General features: G+C 62.4%; 15 protein-coding genes. 7 read left to right on the top strand and 8 right to left on the bottom strand.

The window, feature by feature from the left end:
- Positions 1–148: 148 nt before the first annotated feature.
- Positions 149–1,582, bottom strand: coding sequence for an NAD-dependent succinate-semialdehyde dehydrogenase (locus ACWKWE_RS13565; protein ID WP_166597297.1), 1,434 nt, complete (start codon positions 1,580–1,582; stop codon positions 149–151).
- Between the two features lie 119 nt (positions 1,583–1,701).
- On the bottom strand, positions 1,702–1,998 hold the full coding sequence (locus ACWKWE_RS13560; RefSeq protein ID WP_341958706.1) for an ArsR/SmtB family transcription factor: 297 nt from the start codon (positions 1,996–1,998) through the stop codon (positions 1,702–1,704).
- A gap of 380 nt (positions 1,999–2,378) precedes the next feature.
- Between ACWKWE_RS13560 and ACWKWE_RS13555 the strand changes: the two genes are divergently transcribed.
- Complete coding sequence (locus ACWKWE_RS13555) at positions 2,379–3,863, top strand: nucleobase:cation symporter-2 family protein (protein ID WP_483850802.1); 1,485 nt, start codon at positions 2,379–2,381, stop codon at positions 3,861–3,863.
- A gap of 53 nt (positions 3,864–3,916) precedes the next feature.
- On the top strand, positions 3,917–4,396 hold the full coding sequence (locus ACWKWE_RS13550; RefSeq protein ID WP_166597294.1) for an LEA/WHy family protein: 480 nt from the start codon (positions 3,917–3,919) through the stop codon (positions 4,394–4,396).
- 31 nt (positions 4,397–4,427) lie between these two features.
- Here ACWKWE_RS13550 and ACWKWE_RS13545 read toward each other — a convergent pair whose 3' ends face one another.
- Positions 4,428–4,991 carry a TetR/AcrR family transcriptional regulator gene (locus ACWKWE_RS13545; protein WP_483850801.1) on the bottom strand — a complete coding sequence of 188 codons (564 nt, stop codon included), beginning with the start codon at positions 4,989–4,991 and terminating at the stop codon, positions 4,428–4,430.
- Positions 4,992–5,148: 157 nt separating this feature from the next.
- On the opposite strand from ACWKWE_RS13545, the gene ACWKWE_RS13540 reads away from it, so the two are divergent.
- Entirely contained in the window at positions 5,149–6,558 is a 1,410-nt protein-coding gene (locus ACWKWE_RS13540; RefSeq protein ID WP_483850800.1) for an amidase, read from the top strand.
- Positions 6,559–6,786: 228 nt separating this feature from the next.
- Positions 6,787–8,004: an MFS transporter gene (locus tag ACWKWE_RS13535; protein WP_483850799.1), complete on the top strand. Its 1,218-nt coding sequence runs from the start codon at positions 6,787–6,789 to the stop codon at positions 8,002–8,004.
- Between the two features lie 140 nt (positions 8,005–8,144).
- Here ACWKWE_RS13535 and lpdA read toward each other — a convergent pair whose 3' ends face one another.
- Genes lpdA through ACWKWE_RS13515 form a run of 4 tightly spaced genes read right to left on the bottom strand, consistent with a single transcriptional unit; the run spans position 8,145 to position 13,094 of the window.
- The gene (lpdA, locus tag ACWKWE_RS13530) at positions 8,145–9,533 is read right to left on the bottom strand and encodes a dihydrolipoyl dehydrogenase (protein ID WP_483850798.1); all 1,389 of its coding nucleotides are present in this window, start codon (positions 9,531–9,533) and stop codon (positions 8,145–8,147) included.
- A gap of 1 nt (position 9,534) precedes the next feature.
- Positions 9,535–10,836 carry a dihydrolipoamide acetyltransferase family protein gene (locus ACWKWE_RS13525; RefSeq protein ID WP_483850797.1) on the bottom strand — a complete coding sequence of 434 codons (1,302 nt, stop codon included), beginning with the start codon at positions 10,834–10,836 and terminating at the stop codon, positions 9,535–9,537.
- A 2-nt stretch (positions 10,837–10,838) separates the two neighbouring features.
- Positions 10,839–11,852, bottom strand: coding sequence for an alpha-ketoacid dehydrogenase subunit beta (locus ACWKWE_RS13520; RefSeq protein ID WP_483850796.1), 1,014 nt, complete (start codon positions 11,850–11,852; stop codon positions 10,839–10,841).
- Between the two features lie 3 nt (positions 11,853–11,855).
- Complete coding sequence (locus ACWKWE_RS13515) at positions 11,856–13,094, bottom strand: thiamine pyrophosphate-dependent enzyme (protein ID WP_483850795.1); 1,239 nt, start codon at positions 13,092–13,094, stop codon at positions 11,856–11,858.
- Between the two features lie 190 nt (positions 13,095–13,284).
- Between ACWKWE_RS13515 and ACWKWE_RS13510 the strand changes: the two genes are divergently transcribed.
- The 3 genes from ACWKWE_RS13510 (at position 13,285) to ACWKWE_RS13500 (ending at position 16,408) form a co-directional block, all read left to right on the top strand.
- A complete protein-coding gene (locus ACWKWE_RS13510) occupies positions 13,285–13,764 on the top strand; it encodes an Lrp/AsnC family transcriptional regulator (protein ID WP_166598255.1) in 480 nt (159 codons plus the stop codon).
- 356 nt (positions 13,765–14,120) lie between these two features.
- The gene (locus ACWKWE_RS13505) at positions 14,121–15,227 is read left to right on the top strand and encodes an enoyl-CoA hydratase/isomerase family protein (RefSeq protein WP_483850794.1); all 1,107 of its coding nucleotides are present in this window, start codon (positions 14,121–14,123) and stop codon (positions 15,225–15,227) included.
- A 29-nt stretch (positions 15,228–15,256) separates the two neighbouring features.
- Positions 15,257–16,408, top strand: a complete 1,152-nt coding sequence (locus ACWKWE_RS13500) for an acyl-CoA dehydrogenase family protein (RefSeq protein ID WP_483850793.1) — start codon at positions 15,257–15,259, stop codon at positions 16,406–16,408.
- Between the two features lie 187 nt (positions 16,409–16,595).
- Here ACWKWE_RS13500 and ACWKWE_RS13495 read toward each other — a convergent pair whose 3' ends face one another.
- Positions 16,596–18,302, bottom strand: coding sequence for a sigma-54 interaction domain-containing protein (locus ACWKWE_RS13495; protein ID WP_218576418.1), 1,707 nt, complete (start codon positions 18,300–18,302; stop codon positions 16,596–16,598).
- Positions 18,303–18,382: the final 80 nt, after the last annotated feature.

The raw sequence follows: 18,382 nt of genomic DNA, 5'->3' as shown, positions 1-18,382 counted from the left end.
AGATCGGGATGATCTGAAGTGAGAGTTCGGGGGCCGGACAGGAGTTCAGCGAATTGCCGGACCGGCGCCGGGCCCCTGCCGTAACCGTTGTGAGAGACACCCACAAAAAAGCCCACCAAACGGTGGGCTTCCCTGGTTCAGCGCAATCTCACAGATTGAACACCGTCACCAGCTTGGTGTTCAGGTACGCCTCGATGGCCTCGGTCCCGCCTTCCGAACCGTAGCCGGAATCCTTGATCCCGCCGAACGGCACTTCCACCAGACCGATGCCCTGATGGTTGATCGACAGCATGCCAGCCTCGATCCGGGTGCTGAGGATGTGTGCGGTTTTCATCGAGGTGGTGAACGCATACGACGCCAGACCAAACGGCACGCGGTTGGATTCTTTTACCGCGTCTTCAACGGTGTCGAACGGCACGATCAGCGCGACTGGCCCGAACGGCTCTTCGTTCATGATGCGCATCTCGGTGGTCAGGCCGCTGAGCACCGTCGGCTGGAAGAAATAGCCCGGACCGTCGACCGATTGGCCGCCGGTGTGCAGTTTGGCGCCTTTGTCAGCCGCATCCTTCACCAGCGAGGTCAGGGCCGGGGCACGACGTTCGTTGGCCAACGGCCCCATGGTCACGCCCTGTTCCAGACCGTTGCCCACCTTCACCTCATGGGTCAGGCCCACGAACTTCTCGATGAACTGCTCATAAACGCCACGCTGCACGAGGATACGCGTAGGCGACACGCACACCTGGCCCGCGTTACGGAATTTGGCGCCTGCCAATGTGCGGGCTGCGAGGTCCAGATCCGCGTCATCGAACACCAGCGCCGGGGCGTGACCGCCCAGTTCCATGGTGGCGCGCTTCATGTGCTGACCGGCCAGGGCGGCCAGTTGCTTGCCCACCGGGGTCGAACCGGTGAAGGTGACTTTCTTGATGATCGGGTGCGCGATCAGGTAGCTGGAAATCTGTGCCGGATCACCAAAGACCAGACCGATGACGCCTGCTGGCACGCCTGCGTCAATGAAGGCGCGGATCAGCTCGGCAGGCGATGCCGGGGTTTCTTCAGGGGCCTTGACAATGATCGAGCAACCGGCCGCCAGCGCGGAGGACAGTTTGCGCACGACTTGGTTGATCGGGAAGTTCCAGGGAGTGAAAGCCGCGACCGGACCCACCGGCTCCTTGATGACTTTCTGCTCGACGGACGCGTTGCGCGACGGCACCAGACGCCCATAAGCGCGACGGCCTTCTTCAGCGAGCCAGTCAATGATGTCAGCAGCGGCCAGGGTTTCCATGCGCGCTTCGGCCAGTGGTTTGCCCTGTTCCTGGGTCATGATGCTGGCGATATTGTCAACGCGCTCGCGCAACAGGTTCGCGGCTTTCTGCATGATTTTGTAGCGGTCATAGGCCGGGGTGCTGCGCCAGGTTTCGAAACCGCGCTCGGCTGCGGCGAGGGCTTTGTCCAGATCGGCAATGTCGGCATGGGCCACGGTGCCCAGGGTGTCGCCGGTGGCCGGGTTGATGACCGCGAGGGTGCGACCGTTTTCACTGGCGCGCCATTGGCCGTCGATATAAAGCTGAACGTCTGGGTACATGAGAAAACTCCGGATGCGCCATCACGAGGCGTGGCAATGGAAATAGCGTGGCGGACAAACTTACAGGCATATGCCTTGAACGATCAAGGCGAATTCATAAGATGTCTGACGAGGAAGGTCTAGCCGAGTTGCATCAACTGCTGCGCATACGCCTGAAGCACTTCGCGCTGCATCACGAAACTGGCGTACTTGCCTTCACGCACAGTAGAAATCAGCCCCGCGCGCTCAAGTTCTTTTGTGTGATGGGACACGGTCGCCGCGCTGACGGGGTGGACCTTGAGCAGCTCGGCGCAAGGCACGGCCTCTGTGGAGGCACTGATCTGAAGCAGAATCTGATAACGCCGACGGTCGGCGAGCGCCCTGGAAATCAGTGCGACTTGTTGGTCGGTCAATGACAATTGATGTGCCGTGCTCATGAAGATCGTTACACCCCAGTTGAAACCTCCTTGTCGAGACTTCTTATTGTGAGAGTCGTCGCCCCGGACATGACCGACTCCCGATGAAAAACAAGTGTCAGTTGAGACGCCAAACAGCATATCAAGGTTCAGTCTCGACAGAATAAGCGCGTTGCGCACACCCGCGAAGTATTTTCTGGCATTCTGCGCGCCCTTTTCTTACAGGTCATGCAGCCAACTCAATCCAATTTTTTGTACACAATTTTCGTAATAATTGTTTTTAGATATGTGGACATGTTGTAGAGTCGAAAACCTGACCTGCTAGACAGATTTTGTGTACAGGTTCGGACTGCGTCACTTGCAAAGCCCACGACCGAATAAAAACAATTGGCAGGCTAACCATGACCACACCTCAAAGCAGTTCCCCTTCGCGCCCGACCGCCAGAAAAACCGACCTGATTTACGGGCTCAACGACCGCCCGCACTTGACGGCCGCGATCTTCGCCGCACTGCAACACGTGCTCGCCAGCTTCGTCGGCATCATCACCCCGACCCTGATCGTCGGCGGCGTGCTGGGTCTGGACAGCGAAGTGCCCTACCTGATCAGCATGGCATTGTTTGTGTCCGGCCTCGGCACGTTCGTGCAGGCCAAACGCTTCGGCCCCATCGGCTCGGGCTTGTTGTGTTTGCAAGGCACCAGTTTTTCCTTTCTCAGCGTGATCCTCAGCGCCGGTTTTCTGGTGAAAAGTCGCGGAGGTGGCACCGACGAAATCCTCTCGACCATCTTCGGCGTGTGTTTCTGCGCCGCGTTCGTCGAGGTGGTGCTGAGCCAGTTCATCGGCAAACTGCGCAAGCTGATCACCCCGGTGGTGACCGGCACGATCATCACACTGATGGGCCTGTCATTGCTCAAAGTGGCCATGACCGACATGGCGGGCGGCTTCGGCGCCACGGACCTTGGCTCGGCCGCGAACCTCGGACTGGCTGCACTGGTGCTGGTCACGATTGTGGTCCTAAACCGTTTCAACATTCCGCTGCTGCGGTTGAGCGCGATCATCATTGGGCTGACGCTGGGCTTTCTGGTGGCGTGGTACATGGGCCGGATTGATTTCGCGCACATGCCGCAGGTGCCGGTGATGAGCATTCCGGTGCCGTTCAAGTACGGCTTTTCCTTCGACCTGCTGGCGTTCATCCCGATTGCGGTGATCTTTCTGGTCTCCCCGTTGGAAGCGGCGGGCGACCTGACGGCCAACTCGATGATTTCCCAGCAGCCTGCGAGCGGCCCGGTGTACATCCGCCGGATCAAATCGGGTCTCTTGGCCGACGGCCTCAACTCGGCCATGGCCGCGACATTCAACAGCCTGCCGATGGTGACGTTCGCCCAGAACAACGGCGTGATCCAGCTGACCGGCGTGGCCAGTCGTTACGTGGCGTTTTTCATCGCCGGGATTCTGGTGCTGCTGGGCCTGTTCCCGATCATCGGCGCGGTGCTGCAATTGATGCCAAAGCCGGTGCTCGGTGGCGCGACGCTGATCATGTTCGGCACCGTGGCGGTGGCCGGGATCAAGATTCTGTCCGAAGCCGGGCTGCATCGGCGCAATATGCTGATCGTGGCGATTTCACTGGGCATGGGCCTGGGTGTGGCCGCGGTGCCTGAAGTCCTGCGCGAGCTGCCGAAGGCGCTGCACAACATCTTCGAATCGCCGATCACAGTGGGGGCTTTCTGCGCGATCCTGCTCAACATCTTTCTGCCGGAAGAACATAGGGAAGACGAGGTCACCGAGTTCGACCCGGAAGCCTCGACGGTGAAGGTGTTGCAAGACCCGTCAAAAGCCCCGGAAACAGAACCTCTCTCGCCACACGCGGTCGCACAGTTGGAACGCTAGGCTTAACTGAGCGGGAGCCCTCTCCCGCTCTGCCTCGCCACTGGAGCCCTCCAATGCCGCTACGCCCAATCCGTTCGCTGTTCGCCTGCCTGCTGATTCTGGCCTTGAGCGCCTGCGCGCTGTTTCCCAATCGCGATCCGCTGAACATCAATGTGGTAGGCATCGAACCGCTGCCGGGTCAGGACCTGGAAATTCGCTTCGCCGTTAAACTGCGCCTGCAAAACCCCAACGACGTCGACATTCCCTATGACGGCGTGGCGCTGAACCTCGACGTCAACGGCAAGCTGCTGGCGTCCGGCGTCAGTGACCAAAAAGGCACGATCACGCGGTTTTCCGAAGGTGTGCTGACTGTACCGGTGACCGTATCGGCCTTCGCCGCGCTCCGCCAGGCGGTGGGCCTGACCGAACAACAGCGTCTGGACAATCTGCCGTATGAACTGCACGGCAAACTGGCAGGCGGCCTGTTCGGGACCATGCGCTTCTACGACAGCGGCACGCTGAGCCTGCCGCAACCGGCGAGCGGGAGCTGGTAAGCGCTCCTCAATTGAGCGCTGACCTCAGGCTTCAGCGCGGCAGCAATCCAATCGACCGATAGTCATCGACGATGGCGTCATACAGCGAGATGTCCGCCCGCCCCCGGGCGCTCAACTGCGCACCGGAAATGCCGGAAAAAATCGCGAAGGCTCGCCGTTCGGCACTGGCCTCATCCACAAGACCGGCCAACACCAGCATCTTGCTCAGCCACGCCACGTTGACGTCTGCGAACACCTGCACCTCGGTCTGCACATTCGGCGGCAGGTCGTCGTATTCGGACGCCATGAAGCTGCACATGCACATGCGGTTCCCCGTTTCCAGCGCCACGCGGAAGGTGCCGGGGTAGCGGCGAAGGCACTCGACAGGGTCTTCCAGCTCCGCGTACATCGCGTCCAGCGCGGCGCCCGCGTCTTCCCAATAACGCCTGGCAACCGCCACGCCGAGGTCCGCCTTGCTCGGAAAGTGGTGATACAGGCTCGCGGCCTTGATCCCCACTTCGGTCGCCAGGTCACGGAAATTCAGGCCGTTGTAGCCGTGCGCCTGCCCGGCGAGCCTGGCGGCCGCCAAAATTGCTTCACGAGAATTGGTGCTCATAGCCGTCTCCACTGATCAGCCGCCACGTTAACAAAAAAGCCTACCAACTGCTAGGTATAGGCTTGACAGCCTTATGTGATGAGGCCTAGCATCTGCCCTACCAAGTGATCGGTAGGAATATCCCGGCGATCATATCTTGTTGAACCTCATGGGAAACATGACTGTGAAAAATGACATCATTTCATCCGACGCCACACAACTCGCCAGCCTGATCCGCAATCGTGAACTGTCTTCTGTCGAGGTCGTGAAAGCGCACCTTGATCGCATCGAAGCGGTAAACCCGAAAATCAACGCCATCGTGACCCTCAACGCTGAAGGCGCACTGGCCGCAGCGGATCAGGCGGACAAAGCGATCGCCCGTGGCGACAAGACCGGCCCTCTTCATGGCGTTCCTTTTACCGTTAAAGACGCGCTGGACACGGCGGGCATCCTGACCCAACGCGGCTCGCGTTTCTTCGCCGGTAACGTGCCGACCCAGGACGCCTCGACCGTCGCCCGTCTGAAAAGCGCCGGCGGCATCATCCTCGCGAAAACCAACCTCCCGGAATTCTCCACCTGGACCGAATCCGACAACCTGCTCACCGGTCGCACCAACAACCCGTGGAATCTGGACCGCACGCCGGGCGGCTCGTCCGGTGGCGAATCCGCCGCCATCGCTGCGGGCATGTCGCCGCTGGGCATTGGCAGTGACGTCGCCATTTCGGTCCGTGGCCCTGCCGCCTTCACCGGCATCGCGGCGTTGAAAGCCACCCACGGCCGCATTCCTTACAGCGGTCATTTCCCCACCGTGACCTCGCAGTGGTGGCACGTCGGTCCGATGGCCCGAACCGTGCGCGACGTAGCCCTCGCCTACTCGCTGCTCAAAGGCCCTGATGGCGCTGACGGTTATGCCGTGCACGCGAAAACCGCGGTTGCCGATACGGCGCGCATTTCCGGGCAAACCATTCGTGTGGGTTGGGTATCGGACGCGGCGTTCGGCCCGGTCGATCCTGAAATCACCGCCGCCGTGAAAGCCGCCGCGTCACAACTTGCGGCCCTCGGGTGCGACGTCGAGGAAGTCGCGCTGCCGTTCCTCGACGATCCTCTCTCCCCGCTGATGCTGATGGTCTACGCCGAACTGGCCCCGGAAATCCGCAAACTGGCCAAAGGTCGCGAACACGATCTGCACGCTGTAGGCCAAGGCATCTACGATTCGCCGGACCCGTCGTTCACTGACTTCAACGCCGCGTTGCGCAAGGCCGAAGCCCTGCGTTCAGCGTTCTCTGCGTGGTTCGATCAGTACGATGTCCTGCTGTGCCCGGTGACCCCGATGACGGCCACGCCGCATGGCGCGCAAGAACTGGTCGTCAACGGTCAGACCGTCTCGTGGCTGCACGTGATGAGCGCCACTTCGGCGTTCAACCTGACCGGCCTGCCCGCGCTGTCGGTGCCGTTCGCCTTGAGTTCCGAGCGCCTGCCGATCAGCGTCCAACTGGTCTCTCGCTGGTTGAACGAAGACGTGATCCTGCAACTGGGTGCGTTGCTCGAACGTCGTGGTGGTCTGGGGGATACCTGGCCGAGCCTGTGACTCAGGCGCTGCGCGTATAACGCGCAGGTGAACGTCATCCTTCAGCAATCACGTTGAAGCCCACCGCCTGGGACGCACTCGATGCTCCCAGGCAATTTCATTTCACGCCTGACAGGCGCCTTGAACACACGCCTTATATTTAATGTGTAATATCATGCCTGTCACTGATGACTCACCCCTCCATTCGCGTTCGAAAACTAAACCTTGTCCACTGCTCAGGAGACCGGAATGTCAGACCTCGGTAACCCCTCTCCATCGCTCGTCCGCCCGGCCAGGGCGTTCGCATTTCCTTTGCTGGCCACGGTGCTGTTCGCTTACTTTTTTGCGGCCAGCACCCCTTCACCGCTGTTCGTCGTGTTCCAACATCAGTGGGGGTTTTCGTCCGGCCTGTTGACCGTGGTGTTTTCCGCCTACGCCATCACCCTGCTGATCGCCCTGCTCAGCGCGGGCTCGCTGTCCGATCACATTGGCCGCAAACCGGTAATCGTCGGCGCGCTACTGCTGCAGACGCTGGCGATGGTGCTGTTCGCCTACGCCGGTGACATCCAGCAATTGATCTTCGCCCGCTGTCTTCAGGGCCTGGCGACGGGGATTGCCAGCGGCGCGTTGTCCGCCGCCGTGGTCGAAGCCGCACCCGCCCATCAGAAAAAGGCGGGCGCCTTGTTCAGCAGCATCGCGCCGCTGGCCGGGTTGGCAACGGGCTCGTTGATCACCGGGCTGTCGATGTACTGGATTGGCCATCCAGAAGTGACCGTGTTCGTCGCACTGGCGGTGGTGTTTCCGCTGGCCGCAGTGGGCGTTGCCCGCGTGCCGGAAACCTCAAGTCGGCGGGCGGGCGCCCTGGCGTCGTTGATGCCTCGCGTGTCGGTGACGCCTCGCGCCCGGAGTGCCTACGTTCGAAGCGCACCATTGTTGCTCGCGATCTGGGCGCTGTGCGGGCTGTACATGTCGTTGGCACCGTCGATCCTGCACGGCGTGTTTGAGGTCGACAGCGCCGGGCTCAATGGCCTGACCGTCGCGGCGCTCTGTGGCCCGGCAGCCGTGGCGGCTGCGGTCATGGGCCGCCTGTTTTCCCCGTCGTTGTGCGCGGCGCTGGGAGCACTGGGCATCGTCATGGGGCTGGCGATCCTCATTGGCGCGCTGTCATGGGGCGGTGTGTTGCCGTTCTTCGTAGGCACCGTGGTGGCGGGCATCGGTTCGGGCGCCGGGTTCTCGGCGGTCCTGCAAACCCTGGCGCCGTTGGCCGATGCCCATGAGCGCGCAGAATTGTTCGCGGCCATTTTCGTGGCTTGCTACCTGTCGCTCAGCCTGCCGCCGATCATCGCCGGCTTCGGCGTGGGGCACTTCGGCCTTTTCGACACCAGCCTCGTGTATCTGACGGCGCTGCTGATCGTCGCCCTGATCACCGGCGTCGTTCATTGGCGGCATCATCGCCATCCAGACTGAAGCCTATACCGGCTCGGTTGATTGACGCTGGGCCTGGGCTTCCTCCCGAGCCTGGGCAGGGCCTGACCAGGCAAAAAAAGCGCAGTCACGGACTGGCCCTGACTGCGCGTTCTCTCGCTCCCTCCTACCCGATTAATCCCTCACAGATGAATCGCCTTGCCCAGTGCCCGCAGGCACGCCTCCTGCAAGGCCTCGCCCTGGGTCGGGTGCGCATGCACCGTCCCCGCCACATCCTCCAGCCGCGCACCGGTTTCGATCAACAGCGCGAACGCTGCCGACAATTCCGATATGCCCGCGCCCACGCCTTGTAGACCCAGCAGCAGGTGGTTGTCCGCCCGCGCCACAACGCGGATGAAGCCGTCTTCACGTTCGGTGGTCATGGCCCGGCCATTGGCCTGAAACGGAAAACTGGCGTTGAGGATGTCGATCCCCTGCGCCACCGCTTCACCCGGCAACAGGCCCACCGTGACGATTTCCGGGTCGGTGAAACACACCGCCGGGATGCAGCGGCGGTCCCATTGTGTTTTGTGCCCGGCGGCGATTTCCGCGACCATTTCGCCTTGCGCCATGGCTCGGTGCGCCAGCATCGGCTCGCCGGTCACGTCGCCGATGGCGTACACCCCGTTCATGGACGTGCGGCAGGTGTCGTCAATCTGGATGAATCGCCCGTTCATGCGCAGCGACAGTTTTTCCAGCCCCCAGCCTGTGGTGCGTGGCGTGCGGCCCACGGTGACCAGAATCTTGTTGGCCTCCAGCGCCCGCTGGCCAGTGGGAGTGTCCACCAAAAGCCCGCCGCCCTCCGTCAACCCCACCGCTCTGGATTCGGTCAAGACCTCAACGCCCAGTGCCGCCAGGCGCGCGGACACCGGCGCCGTCAGGTCCTTGTCGTATTGCGGCAGGATGCGCGCGGTGGCCTCGACCACCGTCACCTTTGCCCCTAACTTGACGTAGGCCGTGCCCAGTTCCAGACCGATGTAGCCACCGCCCACCACCACCAGCCGCTTGGGAATCTCTGCCAGCGACAGCGCTTCGGTGGACGAAATGACCGCTCCCCCGAACGGCAGCGTCGGCACTTCCACGGGTGTCGAACCGGTGGCGATGACGATCATCTGCGCGTTAATCGTGTGCGTGCCATCAGCGGATTCGACGCGCACGGTCTTGCCGTCGACGACCGTGGCGTGCCCCGTGATCACGCGCACCTTGGCTTTCTTTAACAGACCCGCCACCCCGCCGTTGAGGCGCGAAACGATCTGGTCTTTCCAGGCCAGGGTTTTGGCGAAATCGAGGGTGGGGGCCGAGGCCGAAATGCCCAGCGGCGCGTGGTCGGCGAAGGTCTGCAACCGATGAAACTCGTCAGCCGCGTGGATCAGCGCCTTCGACGGAATGCAGCCGATGTTCAGGCAGGTGCCGCCCGGTTTGGCGGCTTCCACGATCACCGTGTCCACTCCCAGTTGCCCGGCGCGGATGGCGCATACGTAGCCGCCGGGGCCTGCACCGATGACGAGCAATTTGCAGGAAATCTCACTCATGTCATTGCTCCACGAACATCAACGCAGGGGTTTCCAGCAGCGCCTTCAGACGCTGGATAAACACCGCCGCGTCCCAGCCGTCGATCACCCGGTGATCGAAGCTGCACGAGATGTTCATCATCTTGCGGGGCACGAACGCCGCGCCGTCCCAATGGGGCCGCACGGCCATACGGTTGATGCCGACGATGGCCACCTCCGGACGGTTGATGATCGGCGTGGTGGACAACGCGCCCAGCGGACCCAGCGAGCTGATGGTGATGGTGGAGCCGGACAATTCTTCACGCGCTGCCGTGCCGGTCCGCGCCGCTTCTGCGACCCGCGCCACTTCATCCGCGGACTGCCAGAGGTTCAAGGTCTCGGCGTGCTGCACCACCGGGACCATCAGGCCGCCGGGGGTCTGTGTCGCAATGCCGATGTGCACCCCGGCGAACTGACGAATCACGTTGGCTTCGTCGTCGTAATGGGCGTTGAGGCCGGGCTGATCACGCACGGCCAGGACCATCGCTTTCATCACGAACGGCAGCAGGGTCAGCTTGGTGTGCCCGCCTTGACCGTTGAGTTTGCTGCGCAGGTCTTCCAGCGCCGTGACGTCGATTTCTTCGACGATGGTGATGTGGGCGATGGTGCGTTTGGCCAGTTGCATGCGCTCGGCGATCATGCGCCGCAGGCCCATGACGCGGACCTCATTGACCGAGTTGTCCCGCGCCGGTTTGCCTGCCCCTTGAGCCACGCCACCGCCCGCGATCCACGCCTCCAGATCGTCATGGGTGATGCGTCCGGCACCGCCCGACCCGCGCACCTGGCGCAGATCGATTCCCGCGTCGCGGGCACGGCCGCGCACCGACGGCGAGGCCAACGGCTTCTCCCCTTCGGCCCGCAATGGTCCCGGCGTGACAGACGCAGATGGCATTTCAGAGGGGGATCGAACTGACTGAGGTTTCTCGGGAGATGCCGTCTGCGCATAGGCGTCCGGGGCGGGTTCGACACCGGACGGCTCAGCGGCCACAGGACTCGCTTCACTCGACTGCGCCACCGGTGCTCCAGCGCGAGCGTTGCCTTCACCCTCGACCTCAAGGCGAATCAATTCCGCGCCGACCGCGATCAGCGCGCCCAACTCGCCACCGAGCCAAGTCACTTTGCCGCTCACCGGCGAAGGAATGTCCACCGTTGCCTTGTCAGTCATCACCGTGGCGAGGGTGTCGTCCTCCTTCACCCTGTCGCCTAGCGCAACTACCCACTCGACCAATTCCGCTTCGGCGATGCCCTCACCGATGTCGGGCATCCGAATCACATGCGTACCCATGCTCAAGCCTCCATCGTTGCGGTCAGCGCCTCGGCCACGCGGGCCGGGCCGGGGAAATAATTCCACTCATGCACATGGGGGTACGGCGTGTCCCAACCCGCCACGCGACGGATCGGCGCTTCCAGGTGATAGAAGCACTCGCCTTGCACCAGTGCAGCCAGTTCAGCGCCGAAACCGGAAGTCAGCGTGGCTTCGTGAACGATCACGCAGCGCCCGGTCTTGCGCACCGAGCGAGCGATGGTTTCCAGGTCCAGCGGGATCAACGTGCGCAGGTCGATCACCTCTGCGTCCACCCCGGATTCCTCGGCGGCATTCAGCGCGACATGCACCATCGTGCCGTAGGCCAGCACCGTGACCGCCTTGCCTTCGCGACGCACCGCCGCCTGACCCAGCGGCACGATGTAGCGACCGTCGGGTACTTCGCCCAGCTCATGGGATTTCCACGGCACCACCGGGCGGTCGTGATGGCCGTCGAACGGGCCGTTATACAGCCGCTTCGGCTCCAGAAAGATCACCGGGTCCGGGTCTTCCAGCGAGGCGAGCAACAGGCCCTTGGCGTCGTAGGGATTGGACGGCACCACGGTCTTGATCCCGGCCACGTGGGTGAACAGCGATTCGGGGCTTTGGCTGTGGGTCTGGGCGCCATAGATGCCGCCGCCCGTGGGCATGCGCACCACCAGCGGACAGGTGAACTCCCCCGCCGAGCGGTAACGCAAACGCGCCGCTTCGGAGACGATCTGGTCATACGCCGGGTACATATAATCGGCGAACTGAATCTCCACGCACGGCTTCATGCCGTAGGCCGCCATGCCAATCGCCGCGCCCACGATCCCCAGCTCCGAGATCGGTGCGTCGAAACAGCGGGAGGCGCCGTATTTTTTCTGCAAGCCGGCAGTGCAGCGGAACACCCCGCCGAAATAACCCACGTCCTGGCCGAACACCACCACGTGGGGGTCTTTTTCCATCGCGACATCCATGGCATCGCGAATCGCTTCAATCATCGTCAGTCGAGCCATGACTCAATACCCCGCTTCATGACGTTGACGCAGCAGATGCTCAGGCATCTCGGCGTACACGTCGTCGAACATTTCACTGGGGCTGGGTCGCTGCCCGCTGCGCAACGTGCCGATCGCCTCGGCTTCTTTCTGGGTCGCAATGACGTGGGCCATGATGCGTTCCTCGGCTTCGGCATGCCGTTCTTCGGACCAGACGCCGCGCACGATGAGGTGATTTTTCAGGCGCGTCACCGGATCGCCCAGCGGCCAGGCGCTGCTTTCATCGCTGGGGCGATACGCCGAAGGATCGTCTGAGGTGGAGTGGCCGCCCGCCCGATAAGTGACGTATTCAATGAGGGTCGGGCCGAGGTTGCGACGGGCGCGTTCGGTGGCCCATTTCGCGACGGCGTACACCGCGAGGTAATCGTTGCCATCGACCCGCAACGCCGGAATGCCGAAGCCATGGCCGCGTTCGGCAAAGGTCACCGCGCCACCTCGGGCGATGCCCTGAAACGTAGAAATGGCCCACTGGTTATTGACGATGTTCAGCACCACCGGCGCCTTGTAGGTCGAGGCGAACACCAGCGCGGCGTGGAAATCGCTTTCGGACGTGGAGCCGTCGCCGATCCAGGCCGCTGCGATCTTGCGGTCGTTCATGATCGCCGAGCCCATGGCCCAGCCCACCGCCTGAATGTATTGCGTGGCGAGGTTGCCGGAGATCGAGAAAAAACCATGCTCTTTCGACGAGTAGAACACCGGCAACTGCCGACCGCGCAGCGTATCGGCGTCGTTGGAATAGACCTGGCACATCATTGACTTCATCGGGTAACCACCGGCGATCAACAGACCGGCCTGGCGGTACGTCGGGAAGTTCATGTCACCTTTTTCGAGGGCAATGCGGAAGGCACAGGAGATCGCCTCTTCGCCGAGGTGCTGCATGTAGAACGAGGTTTTCTGTTGGCGCTGGGCCGAGAACATCCGGACGTCATAGGCGCGCAGGGTCAGCATGTGCTCAAGCCCGGCGATCAGCGCCGCATCGTCCAGGCCAAGGTCGTCGGCCCAGGGTCCGACCGCCAGATGGTCCTGATCCAGTACGCGAATGATGCCGAACGCGAGGTCGCGCATGTGCTCAGCGTTTTCATCGACAGCGGGACGGCGCATGGCGCCTGCTTCGGGGATCGACACGCGGGAGAAGTCCGGCCGGTCGCCAGGGCGCAGCTCAGGCGCGGGCACCGCCAGACTCAGTGGGGGATACTCAACCATTGGGGCTTCCTCGAATTATTTTTATTGTCGTGGCAGCACTCGCTCACCCTTGGGATGAGCAGGGGTATTGTCCGAACAACAAAAGCCTATCGATGAATCGTCAAAATGAGCTTCCAAATGTTTCGTCGTTTTGTTAATCAGGCAGGAGATTCCTTCAATACCTTCCTGCGTTGTGAATGGATATTTCGAGATGGCCGAAAACAACAAAAAGATCGACCGCATTGATCGTGAAATTCTTCGAGCCCTGCAAAGGGACGGTCGCCTGAGCAACACCCAACTGGCCCAGGAAATAGGCCTGACCCCCGGCCCCTGCTGGCAGCGAACCCGCCGTCTGGAAACCCTCGGCTACATCACGGGCTACACCGCGGTGCTCGATCAGTCGCTGCTCGGGGCGGCGGAAACCGTGATCATTGAAATCACCCTTGAGCGCCATGACGACTCGGTCCTCGAAGCGTTCGGCAAAGCCATGGCGGACATGCCCGAAGTGCTGGAGGTCTACCTCACCACCGGCAACTATGACTACCTGATCAAAGTGGCCGTGGACGGCACGGCGGGCTACGAAGCGTTCTTGCGCAAGAAGCTTTACAAGGTGCCCGGCATCACTCATTCACGCTCCAGCTTCACATTGCGTTGTCTTAAACGCTCGCTGTCGGTCGTGCCCGATCACTGACCGACACCCGTGCAAAAATGCAGACTCACAATGCAGAAAGGTGAGTTGAAACTAATAAAAATGCACTGCTAGCATCTCGGCAAGTCGCTCAGTCCCCCGCTCACAAGGTGAGGGATTGCCAGTAGCGTCACGCACGGAGAACAACAACAATGCCAGCCTTGCACCCACGTTTCACCGCCTGCCCGTCTGCCGCCCTCGTCAGCGAATACCCTGCCTCGTGTAGCGATGCGCACGGGTGTGAGCGCTCCGGGCACCGACGCTCATGACGCACGCCCTCGCCTGATCCCCCGCCTTTTCTTTCTCCGTGAACGGCCCGCTTACCCGTGAGCGTGCGACCGACCTATCGAGGTGCCTTGATGGAATGCGACACACTGCCCCTGGACGCTCAGGCCCCCGTTACCGCACACGTGCGCAACCGGATTGGCCACCTGACGCTCAATCAGCCCGCGACGCTGAACGCCCTCACCCTGCCGATGATTCGCGCCCTGCATCAACACCTGCAGGCCTGGGCGGACGACCCCGAGGTGCTCGCCGTCGTGCTTCGCGCCGAGGGCGAAAAAGCCTTCTGCGCCGGGGGTGACATTCGCTCGCTGTACAACAGTTTCCAGGCGGGCGACAGCTTGCACCGCGTGTTCTTCGAAGAGGAATACGCCCTCGATCACTGCCTCCACGTTTACCCGAAACCCACCGTGGCCTTGATGGACGGGCTGGTGCTGGGCGGCGGCATGGGGTTGGTGCAGGGCACCACATTCCGTGTCATCACTGGCAGGGCGAAAATGGCGATGCCGGAGGTGGGGATCGGCTATTTTCCGGACGTGGGCGGCAGTTATTTTTTGTCGCGCCTGCCCGGCCAATTGGGGGTTTACCTCGGCGTCACCGGGGTTCAGGCGAGAGCGGCCGACGCGCTCTACGCAGGGCTCGCCGACATGTGCCTGCCCCGCGAATCGCTGGAGGCATTTGACCAGCGCCTCGACGCACTCCAATGGGAAAACGACCCGACGCAGACCCTGCGCACGCTCGTGACCTCCATGACCACCAAGCTGCTGCCGGGCGCGGAACTCAAGGCCATGCGCCGCGTGATCGATGAGTATTTCGCGCTGCCGGACATCGTGTCGATTCGCGACGCCTTGTCGCGGGAAGACCGTCCGGCGTATCGGGACTGGGCCGAAGAAACGATCAAGGTACTCGACAGCCGCTCGCCGCTGGCCATGGCCGTCACGCTGGAGCTGATCCGCCGTGGCCGGAGCCTATCGTTGGCGCAGTGCTTCGCGCTGGAACTGCACCTGGACCGTCAGTGGTTCGCCAAGGGCGACATCATGGAAGGCGTGCGCGCGCTGATCATCGACAAAGACAAAACCCCGCGTTGGAACCCCCCGAACATTGAGGCATTACCGCACGCACAGGTGCTGGCGTTCTTCGACGGCCACCCTGTGCACACACTCGATACCCTGGCCACGGTCTGACCGTCGTCCCCTGACAAGAGAGCCCCACGATGAACGACCACGACTTGACTGAAGAGCAGCGGATGATCCGCGACATGGCCCGCGAGTTCGCCCGCAACGAAATCGCGCCCCACGCACAGGCCTGGGAAAAGGCCGGCTGGATTGATGACGCCCTGGTCCGCAAGATGGGTGAGTTGGGCCTGCTGGGCATGATCGTGCCCGAAGAGCTGGGTGGCACGTACATCGACTACGTCGCCTACGCCCTCGCGGTGGAGGAAATCTCGGCGGGCGATGGCGCGGTGGGCGCGCTGATGAGCATTCACAATTCCGTGGGTTGCGGCCCGGTCTTGCGCTACGGCAGTGATGAGCAAAAAGAACACTGGTTGCCGATGTTGGCCAGCGGTGAGGCCATCGGCTGCTTCTGCCTGACCGAGCCCCAAGCCGGTTCGGAGGCGCACAACCTGCGGACCCGCGCCGAACTGCGCGATGGCCAGTGGGTGCTCAACGGCGCGAAGCAATTCGTCAGCAACGGCAAGCGTGCACAGCTGGCGATTGTGTTCGCCGTCACCGATCCGGAGCTGGGCAAGAAGGGGCTGTCGGCCTTTCTGGTGCCCACCGACAACCCCGGTTTCGTCGTGGACCGCAGCGAACACAAGATGGGCATCAAGGCTTCGGACACCTGCGCCGTGACGCTCAACAACTGCGCGATTCCCGAAGCCAATCTGCTCGGCCCACGGGGCAAAGGGCTGGCCATCGCCCTCTCCAACCTCGAAGGCGGCCGCATCGGCATCGCCGCGCAATCGTTGGGCATCGCCCGCGCCGCCTTCGAAGCAGCCCTCGCCTACGCCCGTGATCGCGTGCAGTTCGGCCAGGCGATCATCCAGCACCAAAGCATCGCCAACCTGCTCGCCGACATGCACACCCAACTCAACGCCGCCCGCCTGCTCATCCTGCACGCGGCACGGTTGAGAAGTGCTGGCGAGCCGTGTTTGACCGAAGCCTCCCAAGCCAAGCTGTTCGCGTCGGAGATGGCCGAGCGGGTGTGCTCCAAAGCCATTCAGATTCATGGGGGCTATGGCTACCTGGAAGACTATCCGGTGGAGAAGTACTACCGCGACGCGAGGATCACCCAGCTGTACGAAGGCACAAGCGAAGTGCAGCGGATGGTGATTGCCAACGCGCTGCAGCACTATGCGCTTTGACCGTGGGGCCTGCCGCCATAAGGGTTAGGGCAATCGAGCTGTGGAGGCTGTATCGCCCCTTCGCGAATGAATTCGCTCCCACAGGAGTGAGTGCCCAAGGCCAACACGTGTCCTCAGCATCGCGGCTACAGAGAGAGCCCGGCACTCACAATCTCGCGTCGTGCCCGTTACCTGTGGAAGCCCGGCGCTACACCTCCGCCTTGTACTGCTTCAACTTCTTGTAGAGCGTCGGCCGGGTGATGCCCAGGGCGGATGCCGTGCGGGTGACGTTGTTGTCGAACGCGCGCAGGGCGCCGACGATGGTGAGGCGTTCGGTTTCGGCGAGGCTGATGACGTTCGCGGCGCTGTCGGGCACAGCGGTCGGGGACACCACCGCGCTTTCATCGCCAAGCCAGCCCACCGGCATCTCCGCCACGTGGTCGCCATCGGTCATGTTGACCAGGCGCTCGATGACGTTCTGCAGTTGCCGCACATTGCCCGGCCAGCTGTAGTTGCGCAGGGTGTGAATCACGGCCGGACCGAGTTCGATCAGCGAGCGATGCAGCAAGGTGCAGGTCCGCTGAACGCATTGGTCGATCAGCATTTCGATGTCGTCGACGCGTTCGCGCAGGGACGGCAGGTCGATGCGCAGCACGTTGAGGCGATAGAACAGGTCATCGCGAAACGCCTTTTTGGCGACCATGTCGGTGAGGTCGCGGTTGGCCGCCGCAATCACCCGTACGTCGAGGGCGATGCTGGTGGCGCCGCCGATCCGGGTCACTTGCCGCTCTTGCAGCACCCGCAGCAACTTGGCCTGAACGTCGAGGGGCATTTCCGAGATTTCATCGAGGAAGATCGTGCCCCCCGCCGCGAGTTCGAACCGGCCCAGTCGTCCGGCTTTATCCGCGCCAGTGAAGCTCCCGGGGCTGTAGCCGAACAGCTCGCTTTCGATCAGGTCCCGGGGCAGTGCCGCGCAGTTCACGGCCACGAAGGACGCCCCCGCCCGCTTGCTCTCGTTGTGAATCGACTGCGCGAACACTTCCTTGCCCGTGCCACTCTCGCCGAACAGCAGGACGTTGGCATCGGAGTTCGCCGCCCGTTTGGCGATGGCCACGGCCTCGGTCAGCTTGGGCGAGCGCCCCGTGATGTCGGTGAAGTGATAACGCGCCAAATCCCCCGCCATACGATTGGAGAGCCGCTTGGCCCGGGCGATTTCGTGGAAGGTGTTGACGATGGAGACCACCGTGCCGTCTTCATCGATGATCGGCACGGCGGTGTCGAGAATGTGCAGATTGAGTCGACTGGAGCGGATCTCCAGCTCGCGGTCGACATAACCTTTTTTGGTGTCAAAAATCGGCGTGATGAAGGGCTCGAAATCGATGACCTTGCGCAGCTCGTGACCGATGCTTTTCTTCGGATCGATCCCCAGCATGCGCCCGCCCGGCGCGTTGAGGTAACGAAGCACCCCAAAACGGTCCAGCACCAGCAGGCCGTCGGACATGTTGTCCATGATCGCTTTCTGTTCGCGGAACAGCTGCTGCGATGCACTGGCCTGCTCCAGCAAATCGACCGTGCGGGCGACGAACCCGGAGCCCATGCGACACAGGCGTACCAGCACGTCTTCAGGCAACGGGTCCGCCGAGCACACCGCGAAAAACAGCGCCGCCTGCCCGGTTGCAGTGGGCATTTTCACCATCGCCAGCGTGCGACCGCTGCACTCGCCGATCACCGGCGTTTCCTCCACCGGACGCCGTGCGGCAGGCACTGCGGACGGAAAGGTGATCAGCCCGGCAGAATTCCGGAGGCGATAGCGGTCGTCGTAAATCGCCACGCTGACCATGGCCTCGGGGAACATCGAGCCGAACAAGTCGCACAGCTCACTGAGGTGGGCTACCAGCGGGTCTGCTTTGGCCATGTCCATTGCTATCGCACTCTCAAGAAATCGTTCGGATCGCTTGCCGTCATTGGCCGCGCCATCATTGCCCGCTCCATGGA

The sequence above is a fragment of the Pseudomonas salicis genome (assembly GCF_057128705.1).
This window is presented reverse-complemented; position numbering and strand designations above follow the sequence as displayed.

What these genes read in the sequence shown, in the direction of transcription:
- ACWKWE_RS13565 (WP_166597297.1), bottom strand. Translation starts at nt 1,582, where the DNA reads ATGTACCCAGACGTTCAGCTTTATATCGACGGCCAATGGCGCGCCAGT.
- ACWKWE_RS13560 (WP_341958706.1), bottom strand. Translation starts at nt 1,998, where the DNA reads ATGAGCACGGCACATCAATTGTCATTGACCGACCAACAAGTCGCACTG.
- ACWKWE_RS13555 (WP_483850802.1), top strand. Translation starts at nt 2,379, where the DNA reads ATGACCACACCTCAAAGCAGTTCCCCTTCGCGCCCGACCGCCAGAAAA.
- ACWKWE_RS13550 (WP_166597294.1), top strand. Translation starts at nt 3,917, where the DNA reads ATGCCGCTACGCCCAATCCGTTCGCTGTTCGCCTGCCTGCTGATTCTG.
- ACWKWE_RS13545 (WP_483850801.1), bottom strand. Translation starts at nt 4,991, where the DNA reads ATGAGCACCAATTCTCGTGAAGCAATTTTGGCGGCCGCCAGGCTCGCC.
- ACWKWE_RS13540 (WP_483850800.1), top strand. Translation starts at nt 5,149, where the DNA reads ATGACTGTGAAAAATGACATCATTTCATCCGACGCCACACAACTCGCC.
- ACWKWE_RS13535 (WP_483850799.1), top strand. Translation starts at nt 6,787, where the DNA reads ATGTCAGACCTCGGTAACCCCTCTCCATCGCTCGTCCGCCCGGCCAGG.
- lpdA (WP_483850798.1), bottom strand. Translation starts at nt 9,533, where the DNA reads ATGAGTGAGATTTCCTGCAAATTGCTCGTCATCGGTGCAGGCCCCGGC.
- ACWKWE_RS13525 (WP_483850797.1), bottom strand. Translation starts at nt 10,836, where the DNA reads ATGGGTACGCATGTGATTCGGATGCCCGACATCGGTGAGGGCATCGCC.
- ACWKWE_RS13520 (WP_483850796.1), bottom strand. Translation starts at nt 11,852, where the DNA reads ATGGCTCGACTGACGATGATTGAAGCGATTCGCGATGCCATGGATGTC.
- ACWKWE_RS13515 (WP_483850795.1), bottom strand. Translation starts at nt 13,094, where the DNA reads ATGGTTGAGTATCCCCCACTGAGTCTGGCGGTGCCCGCGCCTGAGCTG.
- ACWKWE_RS13510 (WP_166598255.1), top strand. Translation starts at nt 13,285, where the DNA reads ATGGCCGAAAACAACAAAAAGATCGACCGCATTGATCGTGAAATTCTT.
- ACWKWE_RS13505 (WP_483850794.1), top strand. Translation starts at nt 14,121, where the DNA reads ATGGAATGCGACACACTGCCCCTGGACGCTCAGGCCCCCGTTACCGCA.
- ACWKWE_RS13500 (WP_483850793.1), top strand. Translation starts at nt 15,257, where the DNA reads ATGAACGACCACGACTTGACTGAAGAGCAGCGGATGATCCGCGACATG.
- ACWKWE_RS13495 (WP_218576418.1), bottom strand. Translation starts at nt 18,302, where the DNA reads ATGGCCAAAGCAGACCCGCTGGTAGCCCACCTCAGTGAGCTGTGCGAC.